Source organism: Desulfuromonas acetexigens, assembly GCF_900111775.1.
Lineage (GTDB): Bacteria > Desulfobacterota > Desulfuromonadia > Desulfuromonadales > Trichloromonadaceae > Trichloromonas > Trichloromonas acetexigens.
In genome coordinates this window covers 15595-38497 of sequence record NZ_FOJJ01000009.1, presented here as the reverse complement: position 1 = coordinate 38497, position 22903 = coordinate 15595, and the positions used below count along the sequence as shown (strand labels likewise).

General features: G+C 53.3%; 20 protein-coding genes. 9 read left to right on the top strand and 11 right to left on the bottom strand.

What is annotated here, in order from left to right:
* Window positions 1-9 precede the first annotated feature (9 nt).
* The 4 genes from dnaK (at window position 10) to BQ4888_RS06010 (ending at window position 5810) form a co-directional block, all read left to right on the top strand.
* Window positions 10-1920 (top strand): molecular chaperone DnaK, encoded by a 1911-nt coding sequence (dnaK, locus tag BQ4888_RS06025; protein WP_092054996.1) that lies wholly within the window; start codon window positions 10-12, stop codon window positions 1918-1920.
* Between the two features lie 86 nt (window positions 1921-2006).
* Window positions 2007-3128 carry a molecular chaperone DnaJ gene (gene dnaJ, locus BQ4888_RS06020; RefSeq protein WP_092054994.1) on the top strand — a complete coding sequence of 374 codons (1122 nt, stop codon included), beginning with the start codon at window positions 2007-2009 and terminating at the stop codon, window positions 3126-3128.
* Window positions 3129-3150: 22 nt separating this feature from the next.
* Window positions 3151-5049: a penicillin-binding protein activator gene (locus BQ4888_RS06015; RefSeq protein ID WP_092054991.1), complete on the top strand. Its 1899-nt coding sequence runs from the start codon at window positions 3151-3153 to the stop codon at window positions 5047-5049.
* Window positions 5046-5810, top strand: a complete 765-nt coding sequence (locus BQ4888_RS06010) for a hypothetical protein (RefSeq protein WP_092054987.1) — start codon at window positions 5046-5048, stop codon at window positions 5808-5810. The genes BQ4888_RS06015 and BQ4888_RS06010 overlap by 4 nt, the downstream gene beginning before the upstream one ends.
* 67 nt (window positions 5811-5877) lie before the next feature.
* Here BQ4888_RS06010 and BQ4888_RS06005 read toward each other — a convergent pair whose 3' ends face one another.
* Window positions 5878-6324, bottom strand: coding sequence for an FKBP-type peptidyl-prolyl cis-trans isomerase (locus BQ4888_RS06005; protein ID WP_092054984.1), 447 nt, complete (start codon window positions 6322-6324; stop codon window positions 5878-5880).
* 288 nt (window positions 6325-6612) lie between these two features.
* On the opposite strand from BQ4888_RS06005, the gene BQ4888_RS06000 reads away from it, so the two are divergent.
* The gene (locus BQ4888_RS06000) at window positions 6613-7389 is read left to right on the top strand and encodes a hypothetical protein (protein WP_092054982.1); all 777 of its coding nucleotides are present in this window, start codon (window positions 6613-6615) and stop codon (window positions 7387-7389) included.
* A 92-nt stretch (window positions 7390-7481) separates the two neighbouring features.
* Here BQ4888_RS06000 and nth read toward each other — a convergent pair whose 3' ends face one another.
* From nth to dnaA, 10 genes are all read right to left on the bottom strand, one after another.
* Window positions 7482-8120 (bottom strand): endonuclease III, encoded by a 639-nt coding sequence (gene nth / locus BQ4888_RS05995; RefSeq protein WP_092054979.1) that lies wholly within the window; start codon window positions 8118-8120, stop codon window positions 7482-7484.
* Window positions 8121-8173: 53 nt separating this feature from the next.
* Window positions 8174-8908 carry an endonuclease/exonuclease/phosphatase family protein gene (locus BQ4888_RS05990; RefSeq protein WP_092054976.1) on the bottom strand — a complete coding sequence of 245 codons (735 nt, stop codon included), beginning with the start codon at window positions 8906-8908 and terminating at the stop codon, window positions 8174-8176.
* Window positions 8909-8973: 65 nt separating this feature from the next.
* Window positions 8974-9546 (bottom strand): peptidylprolyl isomerase, encoded by a 573-nt coding sequence (locus BQ4888_RS05985; protein WP_092054973.1) that lies wholly within the window; start codon window positions 9544-9546, stop codon window positions 8974-8976.
* Window positions 9547-9571: 25 nt separating this feature from the next.
* Window positions 9572-10573 (bottom strand): NAD(P)H-dependent glycerol-3-phosphate dehydrogenase, encoded by a 1002-nt coding sequence (locus tag BQ4888_RS05980; protein WP_092054970.1) that lies wholly within the window; start codon window positions 10571-10573, stop codon window positions 9572-9574.
* 5 nt (window positions 10574-10578) lie between these two features.
* Window positions 10579-11460 carry an outer membrane protein assembly factor BamD gene (locus BQ4888_RS05975; protein WP_170232975.1) on the bottom strand — a complete coding sequence of 294 codons (882 nt, stop codon included), beginning with the start codon at window positions 11458-11460 and terminating at the stop codon, window positions 10579-10581.
* Window positions 11393-13903 carry a DNA gyrase subunit A gene (gene gyrA / locus BQ4888_RS05970; RefSeq protein ID WP_092054965.1) on the bottom strand — a complete coding sequence of 837 codons (2511 nt, stop codon included), beginning with the start codon at window positions 13901-13903 and terminating at the stop codon, window positions 11393-11395. The genes BQ4888_RS05975 and gyrA overlap by 68 nt, the downstream gene beginning before the upstream one ends.
* Before the next feature lie 66 nt (window positions 13904-13969).
* Window positions 13970-16351: a DNA topoisomerase (ATP-hydrolyzing) subunit B gene (gene gyrB, locus BQ4888_RS05965; RefSeq protein ID WP_092054962.1), complete on the bottom strand. Its 2382-nt coding sequence runs from the start codon at window positions 16349-16351 to the stop codon at window positions 13970-13972.
* Window positions 16352-16369: 18 nt separating this feature from the next.
* Window positions 16370-17464 (bottom strand): DNA replication/repair protein RecF, encoded by a 1095-nt coding sequence (gene recF / locus BQ4888_RS05960; protein WP_092054959.1) that lies wholly within the window; start codon window positions 17462-17464, stop codon window positions 16370-16372.
* A 6-nt stretch (window positions 17465-17470) separates the two neighbouring features.
* On the bottom strand, window positions 17471-18592 hold the full coding sequence (gene dnaN / locus BQ4888_RS05955) for a DNA polymerase III subunit beta (protein WP_092054958.1): 1122 nt from the start codon (window positions 18590-18592) through the stop codon (window positions 17471-17473).
* 230 nt (window positions 18593-18822) lie between these two features.
* Window positions 18823-20187: a chromosomal replication initiator protein DnaA gene (gene dnaA, locus BQ4888_RS05950; RefSeq protein WP_092054955.1), complete on the bottom strand. Its 1365-nt coding sequence runs from the start codon at window positions 20185-20187 to the stop codon at window positions 18823-18825.
* A 296-nt stretch (window positions 20188-20483) separates the two neighbouring features.
* Between dnaA and rpmH the strand changes: the two genes are divergently transcribed.
* From rpmH to yidC, 4 genes are read left to right on the top strand one after another with little or no spacing between them, the layout of a single operon-like run.
* Window positions 20484-20633 (top strand): 50S ribosomal protein L34, encoded by a 150-nt coding sequence (gene rpmH / locus BQ4888_RS05945; RefSeq protein WP_092054952.1) that lies wholly within the window; start codon window positions 20484-20486, stop codon window positions 20631-20633.
* A gap of 4 nt (window positions 20634-20637) precedes the next feature.
* Window positions 20638-20988, top strand: coding sequence for a ribonuclease P protein component (gene rnpA, locus BQ4888_RS17960; protein WP_092054950.1), 351 nt, complete (start codon window positions 20638-20640; stop codon window positions 20986-20988).
* 15 nt (window positions 20989-21003) lie between these two features.
* Window positions 21004-21216, top strand: coding sequence for a membrane protein insertion efficiency factor YidD (gene yidD, locus BQ4888_RS05935; RefSeq protein ID WP_092054947.1), 213 nt, complete (start codon window positions 21004-21006; stop codon window positions 21214-21216).
* 24 nt (window positions 21217-21240) lie between these two features.
* The gene (yidC, locus tag BQ4888_RS05930) at window positions 21241-22845 is read left to right on the top strand and encodes a membrane protein insertase YidC (protein ID WP_092054944.1); all 1605 of its coding nucleotides are present in this window, start codon (window positions 21241-21243) and stop codon (window positions 22843-22845) included.
* Window positions 22846-22903 lie beyond the last annotated feature (58 nt).

The window sequence follows — 22903 nt, the reverse complement described above, 5'->3', positions numbered from 1 at the left end:
GAAATCATTATGGGTAAAGTCATCGGTATCGACCTCGGGACCACCAACTCGTGCGTGGCGGTCATGGAAGGCGGCGAGCCGGTCGTCATCGCCAACTCGGAAGGGGCCCGCACCACGCCGTCGATGGTCGGCTTCGCCGAAAACGGCGAGCGCCTGGTGGGGCAGCAGGCCAAGCGGCAGGCGGTCACCAATCCGGAAAACACCCTCTACGCCATCAAACGTCTGATCGGCCGCAAGTTCGATTCGGAGGCGGTGCAGAAAGACATCCAGATCAGCCCCTTCAAGATTCTCAAGGCGGACAACGGCGACGCCTGGGTCGAGGCCCGGGGCAAGAATTACAGCCCGCCGGAAATCTCGGCGATGATCCTGCAGAAGATGAAGCAGACGGCGGAAGACTATCTCGGTGAGGAAGTGACCGACGCGGTCATCACCGTCCCTGCCTACTTCAACGACTCCCAGCGCCAGGCGACCAAGGATGCCGGCAAGATCGCCGGGCTCAACGTGTTGCGTATCATCAACGAGCCGACCGCCGCCTCCCTCGCCTACGGCCTGGACAAGAAGGCGGAAGAGAAGATCGCGGTCTTCGACCTCGGCGGCGGTACCTTCGATGTCTCCATCCTCGAACTGGGGGACGGCGTCTTCGAGGTCAAGTCGACCAATGGCGACACCTTCCTTGGCGGCGAGGACTTCGATCAGCGCATCATCGACTATGTCGCCAACGAGTTCAAGAAGGAGCAGGGGATCGACCTGCGCAGCGACAAGATGGCCCTGCAACGCCTCAAGGAAGCGGCGGAAAAGGCCAAGTGCGAACTCTCCGGCTCGATGGAGACAGAGGTCAACCTCCCCTTCATCACCGCCGACGCCAACGGGCCGAAACACCTGCTCATCAAGCTGACCCGCGCCAAGCTGGAAAGCCTCTGTGAAGACCTGCTCAACAAGCTGGTCGAGCCCTGCAAAATCGCCATCAAGGATGCCGGTCTGTCAGCCTCGGATATCGACGAAGTCATCCTGGTCGGCGGCATGACTCGCATGCCGGCGGTGCAGAAGCGGGTTCAGGAGATCTTCGGCAAGACGCCCAACAAGGGGGTCAATCCCGACGAGGTCGTTGCTATCGGCGCCGCCATCCAGGGGGGCGTGCTCAAAGGGGAAGTCAAGGACGTCCTGCTCCTCGACGTCACCCCCCTCTCCCTCGGCATCGAGACCCTGGGCGGGGTCATGACCAAGCTGATCGAGAAGAACACGACCATCCCCTGCAAGAAGAGCCAGATCTTCTCCACCGCCGCTGACAACCAGCCGGCCGTGTCAGTACACGTGCTCCAGGGCGAGCGGGAAATGGCTGCCGACAACAAGACCATCGGCCGCTTCGAGCTGGTCGGCATCCCCGCCGCGCCCCGCGGCGTGCCGCAGATCGAGGTCACCTTCGACATCGACGCCAACGGTATTCTCCACGTCTCGGCCAAGGATCTCGGCACCGGCAAGGAGCAGTCGATCCGCATCACCGCCTCCAGCGGCCTCTCCGATGAAGAAATCGAGAAGATGGTCAAGGACGCCGAGTCTCATGCCGGCGAAGACAAGAAAAAACGCGAATTGATCGAGGCCCGCAACCAGGCCGACAGCCTGGCCTACAGCACCGAGAAATCGCTGCAGGAACACGGCGACAAGGTCGATGCCGAAACCAAGGGCAAGATCAACAGCGCCCTGGAAGATCTCAAGAAGGCCATGGAAGGCGACAACACCGAGGAGATCCAGCAGAAGACCGAGGCGCTCGCCCAGGCCTCCCATAAGCTGGCCGAGGCCATTTATGCCAAGGCCCAGGCCGAAGGCGCCGGTGAAGGCGCGACCCCGGAGAACGCCGGCAAAGAAGGCGATGACAACGTCGTCGACGCCGAGTTCGAAGACGTCGACGAGAACAAGAAATAATCGGGATTTTTCGATTTTCCGGTACGAGGTAGGGGCGCAGCATGCTGCGCCCCTACACGCATTTTTTATGAAAGAAGGATCGTCCCTTGGCTAACGGCAAACGCGACTATTACGAAGTGCTCGGCGTCAATCGCAACGCCGGCGAAACCGAGATCAAGAAGGCCTACCGGCGTCTCGCCCTGCAGTACCATCCGGACAAGAACCCCGGCGACAAGCAGGCCGAGGAACACTTCAAAGAGTTGACCGAAGCCTACGCGGTCCTCTCCGACGCCCAGAAACGGGCGACTTACGACCAATTCGGCCATGCCGGCCTGGGGGGCGGTGGTGGTTTCTCTTCCGAGGGGTTCGGTTTCGGCGGCAGTCCCTTCGAAGATATTTTCGGCGACATTTTTGGCGATATCTTCGGCGGTGGCGGCTCCCGGCGCGGCCGGGGACGGCGCGGCGACGATCTGCGCTACAACCTCAGCATCTCCTTCGAGGAGGCTGCTTTCGGCCTGGAGACCAAGGTCCAGATCCCCCGCCATCAGACCTGCGAAGCCTGCGGCGGCTCCGGCGCCAAGAAGGGGACCAGCCCGAAAACCTGCTCCACCTGCCAGGGCGCCGGTCAGGTCCGTTATCAGCAGGGGTTCTTCTCCCTCACCCGCCCCTGCCCTACCTGCGGCGGCGAGGGGCGGATCATTGAAAGCCCCTGCCCGGAATGTCGCGGCACCGGCAAGACTAAGGGCAAGAAGACCATCTCCCTGAAGATTCCGCCGGGGGTCGAAACCGGCAGCCGCCTCAAGCTCAGCGCCGAAGGGGAAATCGGTTCTCAGGGCGGTCCTCCGGGAGATCTCTACGTGGTCATCACGGTCAAAGACCACCCGATCTTCAAGCGCGAGGGGCAGGATGTCATCTGTGAAACGCCCATTTCCTTCGTGCAGGCGGCCCTGGGCTGCGAAATCGAGGTGCCGACCCTCGACGGCAAGCTGAAAATCAAGGTTCCGGCCGGCACCCAGTCGGGCAAGGTGCTCAACCTTTCCGGCAAGGGCATCCCCAGCCTGCAAGGCTACGGCCGGGGGGATCAGCTGGTGGTTCTGCGGGTCGAGACTCCGACCAAGCTGAGCGCCAGACAAAAGGAACTGCTGGAAGAGTTCGCCCGGGAAAGCGGCGAGGACATGCATCCCATGGGCAAGAGCTTTTTCGATAAGGTCAAGAATCTATTTGATTGAGGGATTTTCCCGGGAGGGGCTCATGGCAGGTCGCCGCGCCGTCTGGTTCATTACCGCTTTGCTGATCTTGATGACGGCTTTTTCCGCCTTCGCGACGACGAACGGCGATCCCGCCCTGAAACAGGGGATTTCCGCCTATGAAGCCGGAGATCGCCAGCAAGCCCTCTCTCTACTGCGCGGCTTCGTTATCCGTAATTTTCAGGATCCCGACCTGCCCACCGCCTACCTCTACCTGGCCCGCGTCTTCCAGGAGCAGGGAAGCCCGGCCGAGGCCCTGCTCTACACCGGCCGCATTCCCGAAGAGCAAAAGGGAGCCGAAGCCCTGCTCATCGAAGGACTGGCCCTGGCGGCGACCGGACAAAAGGACCCGGCCCTCGCCCGCCTGCTCAAGAGTAACCCGGCGCAGCTGTCGCCCACCGATCAGCTCCAACGCGGAGCGGCCCTGGCCGAGATCCAGACGGCCCTCGGCCAGAACCTGGAAGCGCTCGCGGCGATCCAGCGCCATGGCGAAGGGCGCGACGAAAGTCTGCTCGCTCAGGCCCACGACATCCTGAAACGCCTCTCCAACGGCGATCTCGCCGAAGCCGTCTTCATGTTTCAGGGGACGCCGCTGGGACAGGACGCCCGCACCGAGCAAGCCAACCGCGCCTTCCGGCAGGGGCTCACGGAACAGGCGAAAAACCTGCTGGCGCCGGTATTGCAGAACGCCGTCCCCTTTCCCTACCGGCATGAGGCCGAGTCCCTGTGGCTGGCCCTCGGTGGCGGCGATCCCGCGACCATTTCCGCCTCATCGCCTGCTTCCTCCGCGCCGGTGGCTGCCGTCAATCCGCTCCCTGCGACAACGACGATCTCCTCCGGGCGCGCCCTCGGGGTACTGCTCCCCCTTGAGGGACGCCACGCCCCTTTCGCCCAACTGATCCGGCAAGGAATGGAATTCGCCCTGGAAGAACACAACCAGAGCCGGCCCGGTTGTCGTCTGGTGGTTCGTGATTCAGGCGCCACACCCGAGGAAAGCAGCCGTGCCGTCCGCGAACTGGCTGCCGACCCGACCATCCTGGCCATCGCCGGGCCGATTACCGGCGGCGCCGCCACCGTCTGCGCTCGCCAGGCCCAACTGTTGCGCATCCCGCTCTTCGCCCTGACCCCGAAAGAGGGCATTCCCGAGATCGGCGACTTCATTTTCCGCCACTCCCTCACTCCGCAAGCCCAGGTCGAGGCGCTGCTGAGCCAGGCGATGGAACGCCGGGGACTCAGACGTTTCGCCGTCCTCTATCCCGAATCCTCACAGGGCAAGACATTGGCGGGGCTCTTCGTCAATGGCGTGCTCCGGCGGGGTGGCCAAATCGTTGCTACCGAAGGCTACGGAGAAAATCTCACCGACTTCCGAATCCCCCTACGCCTGCTCAAAGGGGAAGATCCCAACAAAAACGCCTCTACAACCAACGATCCCTCCCCTTTCGAGGCCCTCTTTCTTCCCGATTATCCGGAAAAAATCAGCCTGATCGCTCCCCAACTCAGCTACTACGGCCTGCAGGACGTGCAACTGCTTGGGATTTCGGGCTGGAAATCTCCGGAACTCCTCCGCTCTTCCGGTCAATATCTGCAAGGGGCGATTTTCGCCGACGGCTTTTTTGCCGATGCCGGCGCCACCAATGTTCGCCGTTTTGTGGAGGCCTACAGCGCCCGCTACGGCGTTCCCCCCAGTATTCTCGAAGCCCAGGGTTACGATGTCGCCAGCCTCCTCTTGCAGCTGCTGGTTCACCCCCAGGTCCAAGACCGACAGAGCCTGCGCGATACCCTCTCCCGGGTGGACAATTTCTCTGGCGCCACCCGCCCCTTCACCATCGCCGCCAACGGCGACACCCGGCAGTCCTTATGGCTTCTGACCGTGGCCGGTGACGGCTTCGCCGAACTGCCATGAGTCTCCGGCAGCGCTTACCGGTCCTGCTGTTGCCCTTGGCTATCAGCGCCTGCCTTTCTTCCGCGCCGCCCCCAACTGTCCCGGCACCGGGTCCGGAAACCGGCGTCTATGGCCGGATCAGCGCTGCCGCTGGCGCACCCGACCCGGCGGCGACGGTTTACGCCTACCGCAATGCCGCGAGCAATCTGCGCGGCCCGGCCGACTTCGCCGCACCGGTCGATGCCCAGGGAGATTATTTTCTCGACTGCGGCCCCGGCGATTTTTACCTGGTTGCCCGCTCGCGGCGAGCCGGCGGCGACAGTGGGCCGCCCCGACCGGGGGATGCCTGGGCGCTGCCGGAGAAAAATCCAGTACGAGTCAGGGACGGAGAACGGATTCGGGTCGACTTCCGCCTGCACAGCCTTGCCCAGCGCCCGATTCTCGGCGACACCACCCTGACCGAGGGAACGACCGGCGTCACCGGACGTCTACTCGACGCCCAAGGGCACCCCGCCGGCGGCGCTTTCGTTCTCGCCTACCGCGATGGCAACCGCCATCGCATGCCCGACCACACCTCCCTTCCCGCCCGGGAGGATGGTCGCTTCACCCTCTATCTGCCCACGGCGGGCCATTGGTGCCTGGCCGCCCGGACCCAGACCCGGGGGCAACCCCTCCCCGGCGAACCTTACGGCATCCCGGAAGGGAACCAGGGCTGTCCCGCCATCCCCGAACAGACCCTGCTCGATATCGGCACCATCGTCCTCAAGCCCTACCGCCGCTGAAATGGGCGAAAAAAAAGCCCCGCACCTTATCGGGCGGGGCCGGGACTGCGGCGGATTGATCCGTCAGCTAGAAAAGTTTCGGCTGTTTAACCACTTCCATCATGGCGATGTCGAAGGTCAGGTCCTGGCCCGCCAAGGGATGGTTCCCATCGAGGATCAGGGTTTGATCGCTGACCGCGATAACCTCTACAATTCTCCGGCTGTTGTCGTGACCGGTGATCTCCAGACGATCGCCGACGCGGGGATTGAGCTTTTCCGGAAGTCGCGCCCGGTCGATCTCCTCAACCCGTTCCGGAAGTTTCTGACCATAGGCATCGGCGGCGGGAATCGTCACGGTACGTTTTTCTCCCGTCACCATGCCGGTCACGGCCGACTCGAAGCCGGGGATCACTTCTTTCTTGCCGATGACAAACTGCAAGGGCCGGTCGTCAGGGGAGGCGTCGAAGATCTCGCCGTTGCTCAACTTGCCCGTATACTGAACGGTCACGATATCGCCTTTGGCCGCTGGTAACATTTTTGCTTTCCTTTCTCTCCTCGGGGTGGGCTACATCTCATAAAAAGCCCCGGTAAGATACCCCCTTGACCCATTCCTGTCAATTTTTCCTCTCGCCGGTGCGGGAGGCTGTCGGGAATCCTCCCCCGCCCTTCTCATCGTTTGATTATTAAAAAAAAGACTGCTAATATGCCCCTTCATTTACGTTTACATAACCCTCACTTATCCACTCGACCAAGCTGGCTCGCCTGCCGGTCCCGCTCGCGTCACCGAGCGATGCCTCATTCAAACTGACCAAAGGACTTTTCCATGAGCGGCACTTCCGACGAAAAACTCAAAGGTATCGCCAATCTGTTTGACAAAACCGAACTTAAAAGTTTCATCCTCAACTACCTGATCATCCTAATGGTGATCGAAGGCCTCATTTTCTTCGTCTGTTTCGTCATCCATCTCTCTTCCCCCGACGCGGCCTTCCCCTGGCGCCCCTATATTTTCGCCTCGTTCATCGCGCCGGTGGCCATCACCTTCATGTTTGGGGTCGTTATCCTCTTTTTCAACAAGTACCTTTACGACTACTCCCATTCAACCAGCAAAGACTTGGCGGCCGGTTTCGGCGGCGATCTTTCCTCCCCCTCCAAGTTGCAGGTGGCCCTCAATATCACCCGCCAGGTCCCCTTCCTGCTCGGTCTGCTCATGCTGGTGCTGGCCGCCGGAATCATCTACAAGATCGACGATATTCTGATTTTTATCGGCCATGCCGGGGAACGGGCGGCCTTCTATCTCCTCGCCTCCCTCGGCGTCCTCCTGGGGGTCGCGGCGGTCTTCGCCATGGTCTGGATGTACCTCAGTTATCGCCTGCGCCGGGAGAAGCTCAACCACCAGTATCAATATCGGCGGGATGTGGCCGAACGCCTGGGTCTCGTCATCCTCGACGACAATTCGGTCTTCGACCGCGAGGGCAAATCGATCAGTCTCGACAACTCGACCAAGCAGATTACCGACAAGCCTCACGAGGACGACCAGAGCATCACCTTGATTCCGACCTTGCCGGACGAGGGGAGCGAGAACGAGGAGAAAACGGATTGACCCCAAAGAGGAATCATTCCCCGTAAAAACGATCAACGGCCCATGCGCGTTACACGCATGGGCCGTTTTGTTTCACGTGAAATAGGCGTGGTTCAGTGGGAACGGGTGATCCCCTGGCGCGGACAGAGATCGAGCACCGGACAGAGACTGCAATGGGGAATGGGCGCCTTACACAGGGCCCGGCCGTGGAGGATGAGGACATGGCTGGTTTGGGTCCAGCGCTCCTCGGGGAGGAGTTGGCAGAGATCCTTCTCGATGCGCACCGGATCGCTTTCCCGAGTCCAGCCGAAGCGCCCGGCCAGTCGCTTGACGTGGGTATCGACGACCATTCCGGGGATCGCGAAGATATTGCCAAGAACAACATTGGCGGTCTTGCGTCCGACCCCCGGGAGGGCGACCAGATCTTCCATCCGGCGCGGCACTTCGCCGCCGTGGTCAGTAACCAGAGCCTGGGCACAGCCGATGATGTTTTTCGCCTTGTTGCGGAAGAAGCCGGTGGAGCGGATGAGATCTTCCAGTTCGGCGGGATCAGCTGCCGCCAGGGCCTGGGCATCGGGGTAGCGGGCAAAGAGGGCGGGGGTGACCTGGTTGACCCGGACATCGGTACATTGCGCCGATAGGATGGTGGCGATAAGCAACTCCAGGGGATTGCGGTAGAACAGGGCACAATGCGCGTCGGGATAGAGCGCTTCAAGACGCTCCAGAAGAAGCAGGGCCCGGCGTCGGCTCATCCCCTTTCGCGGGTTCTTTTCAACAGCCTTATCCACAAGTGTGCATAACCTTGTCAGCCTGGGGCGACTTCCATCCGGCTCCGTTTGAGTTTTTCCGTCCGCAGGAAGGTGCGCGGGTCGGTGACCTCGACGGTGACGATCAACGGCAGATGCCGACAGGCTTGACGCGCGGCGGCGTTTCGCGGTATGCGGCTGTCGAGGATCTGCAGATGACCGCGATAATAGGCACGATCACGGTCAATGAGAGGTAGAAAGGCGGGATAGGTGCCGCGCCAGAAGGAGCGAACGGCCTTTTTCAGATGGAGGTTGAGGGCGAGGTTGCCGGCGCCCCAAAAGGTATCGGCAAAATCGCCGAGGAGCAACGTGGCGCAGGTCAGGGAGCGGTCGCCGAGGAGGTCGGGGCCGACCAAGGTGGCGATCTGCCGTTGTCGCGCGGAACGCTCCGCAGTCAGGCGCAGGTTGAGCAGATGCAGGCGTTTTCCGTCGATATCGAGATCGGCACGGAGCAGGCAGCCGCCCTGCCCCAGATCGTAGCCCTGAACCCCTTTGAGCGGGGCATAGGCGAGCCAAGCGCAGCCGGGAGCCTGGGGGGCGCTATAGGCGCGCATGCCGAGTCGCCGGGCGAGATAATCGAGCTGATCGGGGAGTGTTGTGGTGGCAAGGTCCTGCACCGCCAGGACATCCGGTGTCGTTTCCTTGACCACCGTGACGATCCGCTCGGGCTCGACCCGGCCGTCCGCGCCCCGACACTCCCCTACGCTGTATGTCATGATGCGGATGGCGGTCACGTTTCGCTCCCCGGGGCCGACGACTTTCCCGTCGGCAAACAGCTTTCGAATCCTGGGCCGATAGGCTACTGTCCTTCTTGCATAACCTTCACGTCGCGAATGATCACCGGCTCAACTGGCATATCCTTGAACAGACCGTTGCCGCCGGTCTTTTTCGCGGCGATGGCGTCGACCACTTCCATCCCCTGGACGACCCGCCCGAAGACGGCATAACCGTAGGTTGCCGGCGACACGCCGCGGTGATCGAGAAAATCGTTGTCTTTGTGGTTGATGAAGAATTGGCTGGTGGCGCTATCGACAACATTTGTACGGGCCATGGCGATGGTGCCGCGCAGGTTTTTCAAGCCGTTGGTGGCTTCATTCTTGATCGAGGGAAGGGTCTCTTTGCGCTTCATGTCGGCGGTGAAGCCCCCGCCCTGGATCATGAAGTCTTTGATGACCCGGTGAAAAACGGTGTCTTTATAAAACCCCTGCTCGGCGTAGGCGACAAAATTCGCCACCGACAGCGGCGCTTTTTCCCGGTTCAGTTCGACCTTGATGTCGCCGAGGCTGGTCTGGATAAGAGCGACTTCCCCGGCCAAAGCGGTCGTGGAAAAAAGCAGAAAGAACAGGCCGACGCCAATGAAACGCTGAATCATGGGGAACTCCTCCGTAGTGGTCGGTTCAGGCCGCTTCGGCTTTGAGGCCGCGCAGCATCAGGTCAGTGACGGCCTGGCGCGGATCCTTATTCTCGTACAGGATCCGGTACATTTGCTCGGTGATCGGCATATCGACGCCGAGGCGGCAGGCCAGTTGATAGGCGGAGAGCGTGGTTTTCACCCCCTCGGCCACCATCTTCATCCCGGCGAGGATCTCCGCCAGGGTCCGCCCCCGCCCCAGCTCCATACCGACAGTGCGGTTGCGGGAGAGGTCGCCGGTGCAAGTCAGGACCAGATCGCCCATCCCCGCCAGACCGGCGAAGGTGGCCGGATTGGCACCCAGGGCGAGACCCATACGGTTCATTTCCGCCAGACCCCGAGTGATCAACGCCGCTCGGGTATTATAACCGAAGCCAAGGCCGTCGGAAACTCCCGCCGCCAGGGCGATGACGTTTTTCAATGCCCCGCCCAGTTCCACCCCCATCACGTCGTCGTTGGTATAGACGCGAAAATAGGGGGTGCTGAAGACCTCCTGGGTCGTCGCCGCCGCCTGTCCGTCACTGGAAGCGGCGACGACGGCAGTCGGCATTTCCGCCGCCACCTCACGGGCGAAGGAGGGGCCAGACAGAAAGGTCAGGCGCTTTCGGTTCTTTGACCCCAGACACTCGCCGATGACTTCCGCCATAGTCTGCAGAGAATCGTTCTCAATCCCCTTGGAGGCGGAAACGAGCAGCGTCTCCTCCCCGATCCAGCCGGAAATCCCAGAAACGACCTGACGCATGACCTGGGACGGAGGGACGAGGAGGATCAGTTGTCGACCGCGCACCGCCTCTTCCAGATCGGCGGTGAAGCGGAGCTGGGGGGAAAGGGGAAAACCGGGGAGATAGAGGTCGTTTTCCCGGCTGGTGACGATGCGCGCGGCGAGATCCCGCTCATAGATCCAGAGGGTGACCTTATGCTTCTTCTTCGCCAGCAGGTTCGCCAGGGTCGTTCCCCAGCTGCCGGCACCGATAACCGCGATATCCATAAATCCTACAATCCCTGGGTCTTTTTTTTGATTCTGGTCTTCACCTGAGAAATCCTCTGTTTGAGAATTTCGCCGTTGGGATAGCTGCCGCGCAACCCCTCGAGCAGACGCAATGCCCCGCCGAGGTCATCCCGGTCCTCCAGCACCCCGGCCCGACCGAAACGCGCCTCAACGGCATAGGGACTTTCCGGCCACCGTTCCTCTACCTGAGTGAAGAGTTCTATGGCTTTTTTACCCTCCCCTTGCAGGGCCAGGTTGACCGCCAAACGATAGCTCACTTCGGCGCCCAACGAAGTTTCCGGATAATTTTTCAGCAGATTTTCGAATTCGATCCGAGCCTGCTCGAAGTTGTTGAGCCGAAAGTAGCAGTCGGCGATCTGATACTGGACGGCATCGGCCTCCGTCGTCCCCCGGTCGAGGAGTTTCTGATAGATGACAATCGCCCGGGGATAGTCGAGGAGCTGATTTTTGTAGAGATCGGCCACCTGGCGCAGGGCTTCCCCCGCCAGCGGGGAATGGGGGTAGTCCTTTTCCAGCGACAGGTAAGCGAGAATCGCTTCCGGATAACTTTTGAACTGGAGTTGCCGGATCTGGCCTAGCCGATAGAGAGCCTCGTCCGCTTTCGGTGAGGCGGGATGGCGGCGCTGGAGCTTTTTGTAGAGCCGCGCCGCCTCCTGGTAACGCCCTGCCAACTGCTGCTCTTCGGCCCGGGCGTAGTATTTCAAATCCCTTCCTTCCCGCCGATAGAGTTCCCAGGCTCCCCCTGCCAGCAGCAGGATCAGCAGCGCCGGAATCGCCCGGCGCAGCAGACGGTAAGCCTTAGATTTCCTCCTCCGGTGCCTCTGCTCCTCCTTCAAAAGCTTCTTCTTCAGCTTCCGAATCTCCATTTTCCTCATCCTTCTCGGCCAGGCGGGCAACAGCGACGATCCGCTCCCCACTTTCCAGAACCATCAACCGCACCCCTTGGGTGTTACGGCCGATGATCGAAAGCATGGAAACGCCGGTGCGCAGCACCTTGCCCCGGTCGGTGATGAACATGAGATCCGACTCGTCATTGACCAACTTGATATCGACCACTTGGCCGTTGCGCTCGGTCGTCTTGATGGTGATGATCCCCTTGCCCCCACGGCTCTGCACCCGATACTCGTCGAGATCGGTGCGTTTGCCGTAGCCGTTTTCCGTCACCGTGACCAAGGTTGCGGCAGTGGCGTCAGTGACCACTTCCATGCCGATGATGCTGTCCCCTGCTTCAAGCATCATCCCCCGGACCCCCCGGGAGGTACGGCCCATGGAACGCACGTCACTTTCGGGGAAGCGGATCGATTTGCCATGGTTGCTGGCCAAAAGGATGTCCATGGTGCCGTCGGTGAGGCGGGTGGAAACCAGGCGATCGCCCTCGTCAATGGTCAGGGCGATGATGCCGCCGGCGCGAGGATTGGAGTAGGCCATCAGCTCGGTTTTCTTGACCACGCCATTACGAGTAGCGGTGACAATAAACTTGTCCTCGACAAACTCTTTGACCGGCAGGATCGAGGTGACATTTTCCTCGCTGGAGAGCTGGAGCAGGTTGACGATGGCCTTGCCGCGGGTGGCTCGACCGCCCTGGGGAATTTCATGCACCTTGAGCCAGTAGACCTTGCCCAGATCGGTAAAGACCAGGATGTAGGCGTGAGTCGAAGCGATGAAAAGATGCTCGACGAAATCTTCCTCTTTGGGGCGCATGCCGGTCTTGCCCTTCCCCCCCCGGCGTTGGGCGCGGTAGAGGGAGACGGCGTTACGTTTGATATAACCCGTGTGGGAAACGGTCACCACCATGTCTTCCTCGACGATCAGGTCTTCGAGGGAGAGGTCACCAGTCTTGGCGATGATCTCAGTGCGCCGGGGATTGGCGAAACGTTCCTTGATCTCAATCAGTTCCTGCTTGATGATATTGAGAATTTCCACCTCGCTGGCAAGGATTTCCTTGAGACGCTGGATCAGAGCGAGAATTTCGTTGTACTCAGCGATGATTTTATCCCGCTCGAGACCGGTGAGGCGGTGCAGACGCATATCGAGAATCGCCTGGGCCTGGAGGGTGGAGAAACCAAAGCGCGTCATCAAACGCTCCTTGGCTTCGGCTGGGTTGGTGCTGCTCTTAATGATCTGAATCACCTCGTCAAGGTTTTCCAGGGCAATTTTGAGGCCTTCAAGGATATGGGCGCGAGCCTCCGCCTTTTTCAACTCAAAGATGCAGCGTCGGGTGATGATCTCCTTGCGGTGCTCGATAAAACGGTCCAGCACCTCGCGCAGGGCAAGAACCCGCGGCTGTCCGTTAACGATCGCGAGCATAATGATGCCAAAGGAGGACTGCATCTGCGTCATCTTGTAGAGCTGATTGAGGATGACCTCGGGGATCGATTCTTTCTTCAGCTCGATGACGATGCGCATACCGTCGCGGTCCGACTCGTCGCGCAGGTCGGAGATCCCTTCGATCTTCTTTTCCTTGACCAGTTCCGCGATCTTCTCGATCAGCTTGGCCTTGTTGACCTGATAGGGGATCTCATTGACGATGATGCTCTCTCTGCCGGTACGGCGATCCTTCTCGACCAAAGCGCGGGCACGGGTCTGGATAATCCCCCGGCCGCTGGCGTAGGCCTCGCGGATGCCGTCGCGGCCGAGAATGAAGCCCCCGGTGGGAAAATCGGGCCCGGGAACCAGTCGCAGCAGATCATCGAAATCCAGGGCCGGATTGTCGATTACGGCGATCAAAGCATCGATTACCTCCCCCAGGTTATGGGGCGGAATTTTCGTCGCCATACCGACGGCGATCCCCTCCGAGCCATTGACCAGCAGATTGGGAAACTTGCAGGGCAGAACCAGCGGTTCCTGCAACGAGTCGTCGTAGTTGGGGCCGAAATCGACGGTTTCTTTGTCGATATCCGTCAGCAGCTCATGGGCCAGCCGGTCCATGCGCACCTCGGTATAACGCATGGCCGCCGCCGAGTCGCCGTCGATGGAGCCGAAGTTGCCCTGACCGTCCACCAGGGGATGGCGCATGGAGAAGCTCTGAGCCATACGCACAATGGTGTCGTATACAGCGCTATCGCCGTGAGGATGGTATTTACCGATGACGTCACCGACGACACGGGCCGACTTTTTATAGGGCTTGTTCCAGTCATTGCTCAGTTCGCTCATGGCGAAAAGTACCCGACGATGCACTGGTTTGAGGCCGTCGCGCACATCGGGCAGAGCCCGGCCGACGATGACGCTCATGGCGTAATCCATGTAGGATTTACGCATCTCGTCTTCGATATTGACCGGCATTTTGTTCTGGTTCTGCTGCGAATCCATGGATGTTCCTCCGAAAACCCGACCGCTTTAAGTCTGATACCGAATCGGCGGTCTCGGGTTAGGTACCTAAATGTCGAGATTGGAAACGTTCAGGGCGTTGTTCTCGATGAATTCCCGACGGGGTTCCACCTGATCCCCCATGAGCACGGTGAATATATCGTCGGCGGCGATGGCATCCTCGATCTTCACCTGCAACAGCATCCGTTTATCCGGGTCCATGGTCGTCTCCCAGAGTTGCTCCGGATTCATCTCCCCCAACCCTTTGTAGCGCTGGATATATTGTCCCTTCTTGGCCCGCTCGAAGAAGAAATCGAGCAATTCCTGACGATCGCCGACCATCCCTTCTTCCTTGCCTTCCGAGGCGATAAAGGCCCGTTCATCCTTGCAAATGTCCTCGACCAGACGGTACGCCTGTAACAGCAGCTTGTACTCGTGGGAAGAGAGGATTTCCAGGATGTTCTGGTCGATTCGCGCCCGCACGTTGCCGAGGGTGAAAAGCAACCGCGCCGGCTCATGGAGAACCTGAAACTGGGCCCGGGGCTCGATCGCTTTAAGTTTTTCCGCCAAAGGTGCAAGATCGGTCATGTCGGCAAAGCCGTTTTGTACCTTGCCATTGACGAAAATCCGCAAAACTTCGCGATTGACCCCCTTATGGGTGATTTTTTCGAAGAGATTGTTGTAATCGATGATATTGCGCAGGGTCGGGATGATCTGTTTACCGCGGATCACCTTGCCGCTCTTCTCCATCTGTACGGAAATCCCTTCGACCCCTTCGTTGAGCAGGTATTCAAGGAGCGCCGCCTCGTCCTTCAGGTAAATCTCCTTCTTGCCGCGCTTGGCTTTATAGAGCGGCGGCTGGGCGATATAGAGATGGCCACGTTCGACGATCTCATGCATCTGCCGAAAAAAGAAGGTCAAGAGCAGGGTGCGGATGTGGGAACCGTCGACGTCGGCGTCGGTCATGATGATGATGCGATGGTAACGCAACTTGGCGATGTCGAAATCTTCCTTACCGATACCCGTACCCATAGCGGTGATCAGGGTGCGTATTTCATTGGAGGTGAGCATCTTATCGAAGCGCGCCTTCTCAACGTTGAGGATCTTGCCTTTCAGCGGAAGAATCGCCTGATAACGACGATCCCGTCCCTGTTTGGCGCTGCCGCCGGCGGAATCGCCCTCGACCAGGTAGATTTCGCAGAGGGCCGGGTCTTTTTCCTGGCAGTCCGCCAATTTTCCCGGCAGGGATAAACCTTCCAGAGCGCCCTTACGCCGTGTCAGATCCCGGGCCTTACGGGCCGCTTCCCGGGCCCGGGCCGCCTCAATCCCCTTTTCGAGAATGCGTTTGGCGACACTGGGGTTTTCTTCCAGGTAAACTGCCAGTTTTTCATTCATCAGGCTTTCAACGAAGCCCTTGATTTCCGAATTACCGAGTTTGGTCTTGGTCTGCCCCTCAAACTGGGGCTCAGGAACCTTGACGGAAATAACCGCCGTCATCCCTTCCCGCAAGTCATCCCCCGAGACCGAGGTTTTGATGTTCTTGAGCAGGTTGTTGGCGCCGGCATAGGTGTTCATCGTTCGGGTCAACGCCGCCTTGAAACCGATCAGATGGGTTCCGCCTTCATGGGTATTGATGTTGTTGGCAAAGGAAAAAACCTTCTCATCGTAGCCGTCGTTGTACTGGATGGCCACTTCGATCTCCACCCCTTCCCTGGCCCCAGTGAAATAGATCGGTTTAGGATGGATCGGGGTTTTCGCCCGATTGAGATATTCAACGAAGGAAGCGATACCCCCCTCGTAGTGAAAATCATGATGCTTTTCACTACGTTCATCCTGAATGTGAATGCGTACTCCGGCATTAAGAAAAGCCAATTCCCGCAATCGCTGTGAAAGGATCTCGAAAGAAAATTCCGTCGTTTCGAAAATTTCGCCATCCGGCCAGAAGGTGATTCGGGTTCCTCGTTTGCTGGTTTCACCCTCCATGGCAAGGGGCGCCAAGGGCACTCCTCGTTCGTAGCTTTGTCGATAGACATGATCGTTACGGCGGATTTCCAGATCGAGACGAGCGGACAAAGCATTGACTACAGAAACACCAACCCCATGCAGACCGCCGGAAACCTTATAGGAATCGCTGTCGAACTTGCCCCCGGCATGAAGGACCGTCATAACCACTTCCGCCGCTGATTTGTTCTGGGCAGTGTGCATATCGACTGGTATGCCGCGTCCGTTGTCTTCGACTGTTACCGAGCCATCGACGTGGATGACTACAAAAACTTCGTTACAATAACCGGCCAACGCTTCATCGATGGAATTATCGACAACCTCATATACCAGATGATGTAGTCCCATGGATCCGGTAGAGCCGATATACATGGCCGGGCGTTTCCGTACCGCCGACAGACCTTCAAGAACCTTGATACTGTCCGCTTGATAAGATTTATCCTGTGTCATTCTTCCGCGCTTCTTTCCTTAGTGCGCCACGGGATGGATCGCGCCATCCTCGATCGCGTAAAAAGACCCGTCTGTCAATCCTCTCCTAATCAGAGGATCAATATCCGTAGTTGTAATAAAAACTTGTCCGCTCCGTTGTTGAATGAAATTAAAAAAAAACTTTTGTCGTTGCTGATCAAGTTCACTGGTCAAATCATCGAGGAGCAAGACTGGAGTCACTCCAGTACGTTTTTCCAATTCAATGATCTGCGCAATTTTAAACGCTAGAATAAATGATCGCTGCTGGCCCTGTGAGGCATATTGCCTTAAAGGCTTTCCGTCGATAGTAAAAATAGGATCATCGCGATGGGGACCGGCCAATGTCTGCTTCCACTGTTTTTCTCGATCCTGCGTCCTAAAAAACTCCTCAGACAAGAGTTCTTTCAAGAGACATTCATCAGATTCAGTTATAGGATAAGAAGTTTCCGCTGTTTCGAGGTTATCAGTAATATTCCCATATACTTCTCTAAAAATGGGAGAAAGCCTCTCTAAATAGAGGATACGTTCAATGCGTATTCGAACTCCCGTCTCAATCAATCCTTGTGTCCACGGAATAATTTCTTCAGCTGGACGTTCATCTTTTAGAAGTTTATTCCGTTGACGTAAATATCGATTATAATCGATACTTGCTTGTATAAATCTATTATTTCCTTGAAAAACAGCACGATCTATAAGAGTACGGCGACCAGTCGGTGTTCCACGAATCAACTGAATTTCTTCCGGAGCAAATAATACTGGAGCTATTCCAGAAAAAAAATCCTGATAAGAATCGGGCTTTTTCCCGTTAAGTCTAACTTCTTTACGTTCTTTATCTAAAAGTAAGCGTATGTTTCTGTTAACACCAGAGCTGAATAGATTTATATCAATAAGAGCAGATTTTTCCCCTTGAAGTATAAAATTATTATTTTTAGCTGAACGAAAACTTTTAAGATAACATGCAAGGTAAATTGACTCCAGGATGCTGGTTTTACCTTGTGCATTCTTGCCGATTAAAATATTTAATCGCCGATCAGGTGACCAATCTAATCTTACGATATTTCTAAAGTTAGACAGAATGATGCTTTTTATGAGCATATTTGTTTAAAGGCGCATAGGCATGATAACCGCTAGATAATCGTTATCATCGAAAGATTTTATTAAACCTGGGGATAGATGATCTTTAATATAAATCTGTATTTTATCTGAATCCTGGTTTTGTAAAACGTCCATGATATATCGGGCATTATAGCCGATGGTAATTTCAGGACCTTGATATTCGATATCCAACTCTTCTCGTGCTTCTCCAAATTCCTGATTTGACGAAGATAATTCGAGAAGGTTTTCTTTAATCGTTATTTTTATCCCTTTAGATTTTTCATTTGAAAGGATAGAAATACGTTTAAGAGAGTGATAGAAGAGATCTTTATTGATAGTTATAACAAGATCGTTGTTTTGCGGAACCACTCTTTTATAATCTGGAAATTCGCCATCAACTAATCTCATGATAATAAATGTTGAATCTTTTTTAATGACAGCATTATTGTCCATAAAACCAAGTTGAATATCAGCTTCTCCATCTTCTGTAATTTTCTTTAGTTCATAAATACCTTTTTTAGGAAAAATAACTCCTTTTTCAAGTTCCCTTATTTGATGATTAATCAATGGTTTTTTTATCATAGAAAGTCTATGACCATCTGTTGCAATCAGAGAAAGAGTTTTTTCGTTGTCATTCAAATCTTCCGACTTGAAGAATATTCCATTTAAATTATATTTTGTTTCATCTGTGGAAATTGAAAAATATGTTTTATCAATCATCTCTTTTATTACATTACTATTTATTGTAATAAACCTGTCATTTTCAGGTTCTGGGAAGTATGGAAATTCGTCTGCTGCTAATCCAACGATATTGAATATAGATTTTCCACATTTTAGTTCAACCCAACTATTTTCTTTAGCTTTAAAAAAAATTTCCTTATCTGGTAATTCTTTAGTGATCTCGTAGAGTTTTTTTGCAGATATAGTAATTTTTCCAGACTTCAATATTTTTGCTGGATAGAAAGCTTTCATGCCAACTTCAAGGTCAGTGGCTGTTATAAATATTCCTTCAGCATTTGATTCAATTAATACATTGGAAAGAATTGGTATGGTGTTTCTTTTTTCTACGATCCCTTGTACTCGGGATAATCCTTTAAAAAATATTTCTTTTTCAATACTGAATTCCATAGTGGCCCCCGTTCACAAACATCTATTGTTTATGTTTTTTTATTTTTTATAGTACTTAGTAATAGATGCCTGTTGATTACTGGATAACTCATATTTTTCTTTTAAATTCGGATATTTATATTGTGCATCAAAACTTTTTTTAAACGCTGAATTACTTGCTGAATTGTTGATAACTCGAAAATCTTTATTTATGCACAGTATTTTAAACGGGTTACCCACGACCATATATTTCAATTTGTTAATGAATTTTTTAGATTTTCGACTGTTATTTTAAGCTGATAATCCTCTTCCAATTGTCTCTCTATTTTTTTTATGGCGTGTATTATTGTTGAATGATCTTTCCCACCAAATTTATCTCCGATTTCAGGATATGAACATGAAGTCAGTTGACGGGAGATATACATAGCTATCTGTCGTGGAATAACTAAAGCTTTCAAACGTTTTGCCGATTTTAAATCCGATACTTTTATTGAGAAATAGGCCGCTACATTTTTTTGAATTTCTTCGATTGAAATTTCCTTGTTTTTTTCAATCAATATATTTTTGAGAATTTCCTTGGCCATGTTCAAATTTATTGGGGTTGAAGTTAAGCTTGCATAGGCCCCAATTCGAATGAGATAACCTTCCAACTCCCTTACGTTACTGCTTATTGAATTAGCAAGAAATAGCGTAACATCTTCAGGTAGGTATATGCCGTTCTGATCGGCTTTCATTTTTAGTATGGCTTGTTTTGTTTCGATGTCTGGTGGCTGAATGTCCGCGATAAGCCCCCATTCGAATCTAGATCTTAATCTTTCTTCTAAACCTGGGATATCTTTTGGAAATTTATCTGATGTTACGACAATTTGCTTGTGAGATTCATATAAAGCATTGAAAGTATGAAAAAATTCTTCTTGAGTTCTTTCTTTGCCGGCAATAAATTGAACGTCATCTATTAATAAAACATCCATAGAACGAAATTTTTGACGAAACTCATCCATCTTCGCGTAACGAAGACAGTTTATTAATTCGTTCATGAATTTTTCAGATGAATAGTAGCAGACTTTCAGATTATTATTTTTGTTGATTATTTCATTTCCAATAGCGTTTATGATATGGGTTTTACCCAGACCAACGCCGCCATAAATGAACAGAGGGTTATATGTTGTTGCCGGATTATTGGCGACGGCCATAGCCGCTGCATAGGCAAATTGATTCGATGAACCTGGTACAAAATCTTCAAATGTGTATTTATCGTTCAAATAAAGACCGGAGTTTTTTTTCTCCGTTTCGGCACTAGTAATATCTGTTTTTTTAATGGCTTTAACTATAGAATCTTTCTCAGTAATTTCATTTTCCGGGATGGTATTTGTGGCTGATATCTCGAATTTGATCCGACACTTATCATTAATTAACTGACTTATTGTGTCTTCAATTATTTCCTGATAGTTTTCGTTAATCCAATCTCGGATAAATCTATTCGGCACCACGAGATGTACCAGATTTCCCGTTATATCTTTTAAACGGATAGGTCTGATCCAGGTCGAAAAATTTTGTGGTGATATTTTTTTTTCCAGCGTGGACAGGCAATCCTGCCAGTACTTATTCTTTGGCATGATTTCTTTTCTTGAAAATATCCACAGAATTGTTCACAACTGTTGATATGTTATTTTTTTCTTTCAAAACAGTAATTTACAAAAATTTTAATTTTTTCCAAGAGGTTTCAAAAGTAACAGAGCAGCAGCGTTTTTGCAACCCATTTTTGGCTGGCCGGTTTACTCTCGTTGTGGGAAGCGTTGCTGGAGACGGTTTTCTAATCAATTTAGAATGTTTTATTTTCTTGACTTTAGCCCTTCTCTGTGTTTAATAATTCGCCTCTTGTGGAACGAATCAGCAATCAAGGAGTAGAGATATGAAACGCACTTATCAGCCTAGTAATGTAAAAAGAAAACGTACCCATGGTTTCCGCAAACGTATGCAGACTGCCAATGGAAGAATCGTTATTAAACGTCGCCGGGCCAAGGGTCGTAAGCGGTTGGTCGTCAGTATCCCAGTAAAATAATTTTTTGGTAAATTCGATATTGGAAACCCTCAAATTTCCTTCCGTTTATCGCTTAAGACGACGGAAGGAATTCAATGATACCTGGAATCGGGGGAAAAAATATCATACGGATCATTTTATAGTTATCATTTTGGAAAATAAGCTCGGCCCCACCAGGCTAGGGATAACCGCTAGTCGCAAAGTTGGTGGGGCCGTTCAACGTAATCGCGTTAAGCGTTTGTTACGGGAAGTTTTTCGCACGAATTATCCAGTCTTAAAACATCCTGTAGATTTTTCTATAATTGCCAAAAAAGGTTCTACCTCTCTTACTTATGAGGAAGTTCAGTCTGAAATCAAACATCTGTTGACAGGTTGATATGGCGGACTACTCATGTTCAAAAAATTCACTCTCAATTTGATTACGATTTATCGCCGCTTTATCTCCCCTCTCAAGGCCCCTACCTGTCGTTTTTATCCAAGTTGTTCTGATTACGCTTTTCAGGCCATAGATAAATATGGATTAGGCAAAGGCTTAATTCTGTCAATCCGACGTTTTTGTCGTTGTCATCCCTATCATCCTGGTGGTTACGATCCGGTTGAGTAATTTTTCCTATCGTGGAGTCCTGGCATGGAAAACAAGAATACCCTTATCGCGTTGATGCTGATGCTGGCCGTTTGGTTCGGTTTCAGTTTTTTTATGACCCCGGCTCCTCCCAATACGGAAACTGTTCAGCAGGAAACTTCCACGACTGAAGCATTAGAACCCCCTGATTCAAAATCCCTCGAAACTGCATTCCTGCCACCGGTCAAATCACCAGTTGTTAGCCCTGGTGAAACCGCTCTTGCCCGTGAGATTGTTGTTGAAAATGATCTTTACCGCGCCGTTTTTTCTTCCCGCGGCGCAACTCTGATCTCCTTTGTTACAAAAGACTATCGCGAGAAAAATGAGCCAGATGCTACACAAGTTTCTTTGGTTGAAGGCACTCCAACGCTGATTTCTTCAGGTATGGAAGGCTTTGGTTTTTCTGAAGACCTTCTTTTTTATCTCGATTTATCCAGTGATACATTGTCCCTTTCCGGTGATGAAGAAGGACGGATTCGTTTTTTTCACCAACGTGCTGATGGGCTGCGTTTAGAAAAGATCTATTCGTTTTCTGGAAATCAGTATCCTTTTCAACTTCAGGTTGTGATCATTAATAATTCGTCACAACCGTTGCGCGGCCGCAGCAGCCTTGCCCTGTCTACACCCTGGAGTAAAGAGAGTAAACCTGACAGCTTTACTTTTGTCGGACCGGTTACTTTTGTTGACGATGACATTAAAACAGACGATCCCGATGACTTGCTTAAAGAACCTCTTCAGTATGCTGACGGAGTGAAATGGAGTGCCTTCGAGAGTAAATATTTCATTCAAGCGGTGGTGCCACTTTCCAATTCTGTCGCCAAGGTTCAAGTTGATCAGGTAAACGGCAATGTTCGTAATATCTTCGAATCGACGTCCGGTGATTTATCTGTAGGACAGACCCTGAGTCAAGATTTCCTTCTTTATTTTGGCCCTCGTGATCTCGATATCCTCAATGAGGTTAATTATGATTTAGCCAAGGCGATCGACTTTGGTTTTTTTACTCCGATAGCCAAGCCTTTACTCTATGTACTTAAATTCTTCTATTCTTTTTTCGGTAATTATGGCGTCTCAATTATCCTGCTGACGTTGATCATCAAACTGTTATTTTGGCCTTTAACGCATAAGTCCTACGCTTCTATGAAGGATATGCAGAAATTACAGCCAGAAATGCAGAAAATACGAGAAAAATTCAAGAATGATCGAGAGCGACAAAATCGAGAATTAATGGAATTATATAAGACGCATCGGGTCAATCCTTTGGGCGGTTGTCTTCCGATGGTAGTCCAGATTCCCGTCTTTTTTGCTCTTTATAAAGTTTTGATGGATGCTATTGAGTTGCGTCAGGCTCCTTTTGCTCTGTGGATTACTGACCTTTCTCTGAAAGATCCTTATTATGTCACGCCTTTGATCATGGGGGCGACTATGTTTATCCAGCAGAAGTTGACCCCCAGTACCATGGATCCGACCCAGGCCAAAATTTTCATGCTGATGCCGATCATCTTTACTTTTCTGTTCCTTAACTTCCCTTCCGGTCTGGTTCTTTATTGGTTGGTGAATAACCTTTTGACGATTCTTCAGCAGTATATTATTCATAAAAAACCTTCTGTTTAGGTTTTTTTGAATTTTCTTTTTTCAACCCAGGCCCGGATTTTCCGGGCCTTTGGGTTTG

Coding starts and splice junctions, on each gene's coding strand:
- dnaK (WP_092054996.1), top strand. CDS start 10: ATGGGTAAAGTCATCGGTATCGACCTCGGGACCACCAACTCGTGCGTG.
- BQ4888_RS06015 (WP_092054991.1), top strand. CDS start 3,151: ATGGCAGGTCGCCGCGCCGTCTGGTTCATTACCGCTTTGCTGATCTTG.
- BQ4888_RS06010 (WP_092054987.1), top strand. CDS start 5,046: ATGAGTCTCCGGCAGCGCTTACCGGTCCTGCTGTTGCCCTTGGCTATC.
- BQ4888_RS06005 (WP_092054984.1), bottom strand. CDS start 6,324: ATGTTACCAGCGGCCAAAGGCGATATCGTGACCGTTCAGTATACGGGC.
- BQ4888_RS06000 (WP_092054982.1), top strand. CDS start 6,613: ATGAGCGGCACTTCCGACGAAAAACTCAAAGGTATCGCCAATCTGTTT.
- nth (WP_092054979.1), bottom strand. CDS start 8,120: ATGAGCCGACGCCGGGCCCTGCTTCTTCTGGAGCGTCTTGAAGCGCTC.
- BQ4888_RS05985 (WP_092054973.1), bottom strand. CDS start 9,546: ATGATTCAGCGTTTCATTGGCGTCGGCCTGTTCTTTCTGCTTTTTTCC.
- BQ4888_RS05980 (WP_092054970.1), bottom strand. CDS start 10,573: ATGGATATCGCGGTTATCGGTGCCGGCAGCTGGGGAACGACCCTGGCG.
- BQ4888_RS05975 (WP_170232975.1), bottom strand. CDS start 11,460: ATGGAGATTCGGAAGCTGAAGAAGAAGCTTTTGAAGGAGGAGCAGAGG.
- gyrA (WP_092054965.1), bottom strand. CDS start 13,903: ATGGATTCGCAGCAGAACCAGAACAAAATGCCGGTCAATATCGAAGAC.
- gyrB (WP_092054962.1), bottom strand. CDS start 16,351: ATGACACAGGATAAATCTTATCAAGCGGACAGTATCAAGGTTCTTGAA.
- recF (WP_092054959.1), bottom strand. CDS start 17,464: ATGCTCATAAAAAGCATCATTCTGTCTAACTTTAGAAATATCGTAAGA.
- dnaN (WP_092054958.1), bottom strand. CDS start 18,592: ATGGAATTCAGTATTGAAAAAGAAATATTTTTTAAAGGATTATCCCGA.
- dnaA (WP_092054955.1), bottom strand. CDS start 20,187: ATGCCAAAGAATAAGTACTGGCAGGATTGCCTGTCCACGCTGGAAAAA.
- rpmH (WP_092054952.1), top strand. CDS start 20,484: ATGAAACGCACTTATCAGCCTAGTAATGTAAAAAGAAAACGTACCCAT.
- yidD (WP_092054947.1), top strand. CDS start 21,004: ATGTTCAAAAAATTCACTCTCAATTTGATTACGATTTATCGCCGCTTT.
- yidC (WP_092054944.1), top strand. CDS start 21,241: ATGGAAAACAAGAATACCCTTATCGCGTTGATGCTGATGCTGGCCGTT.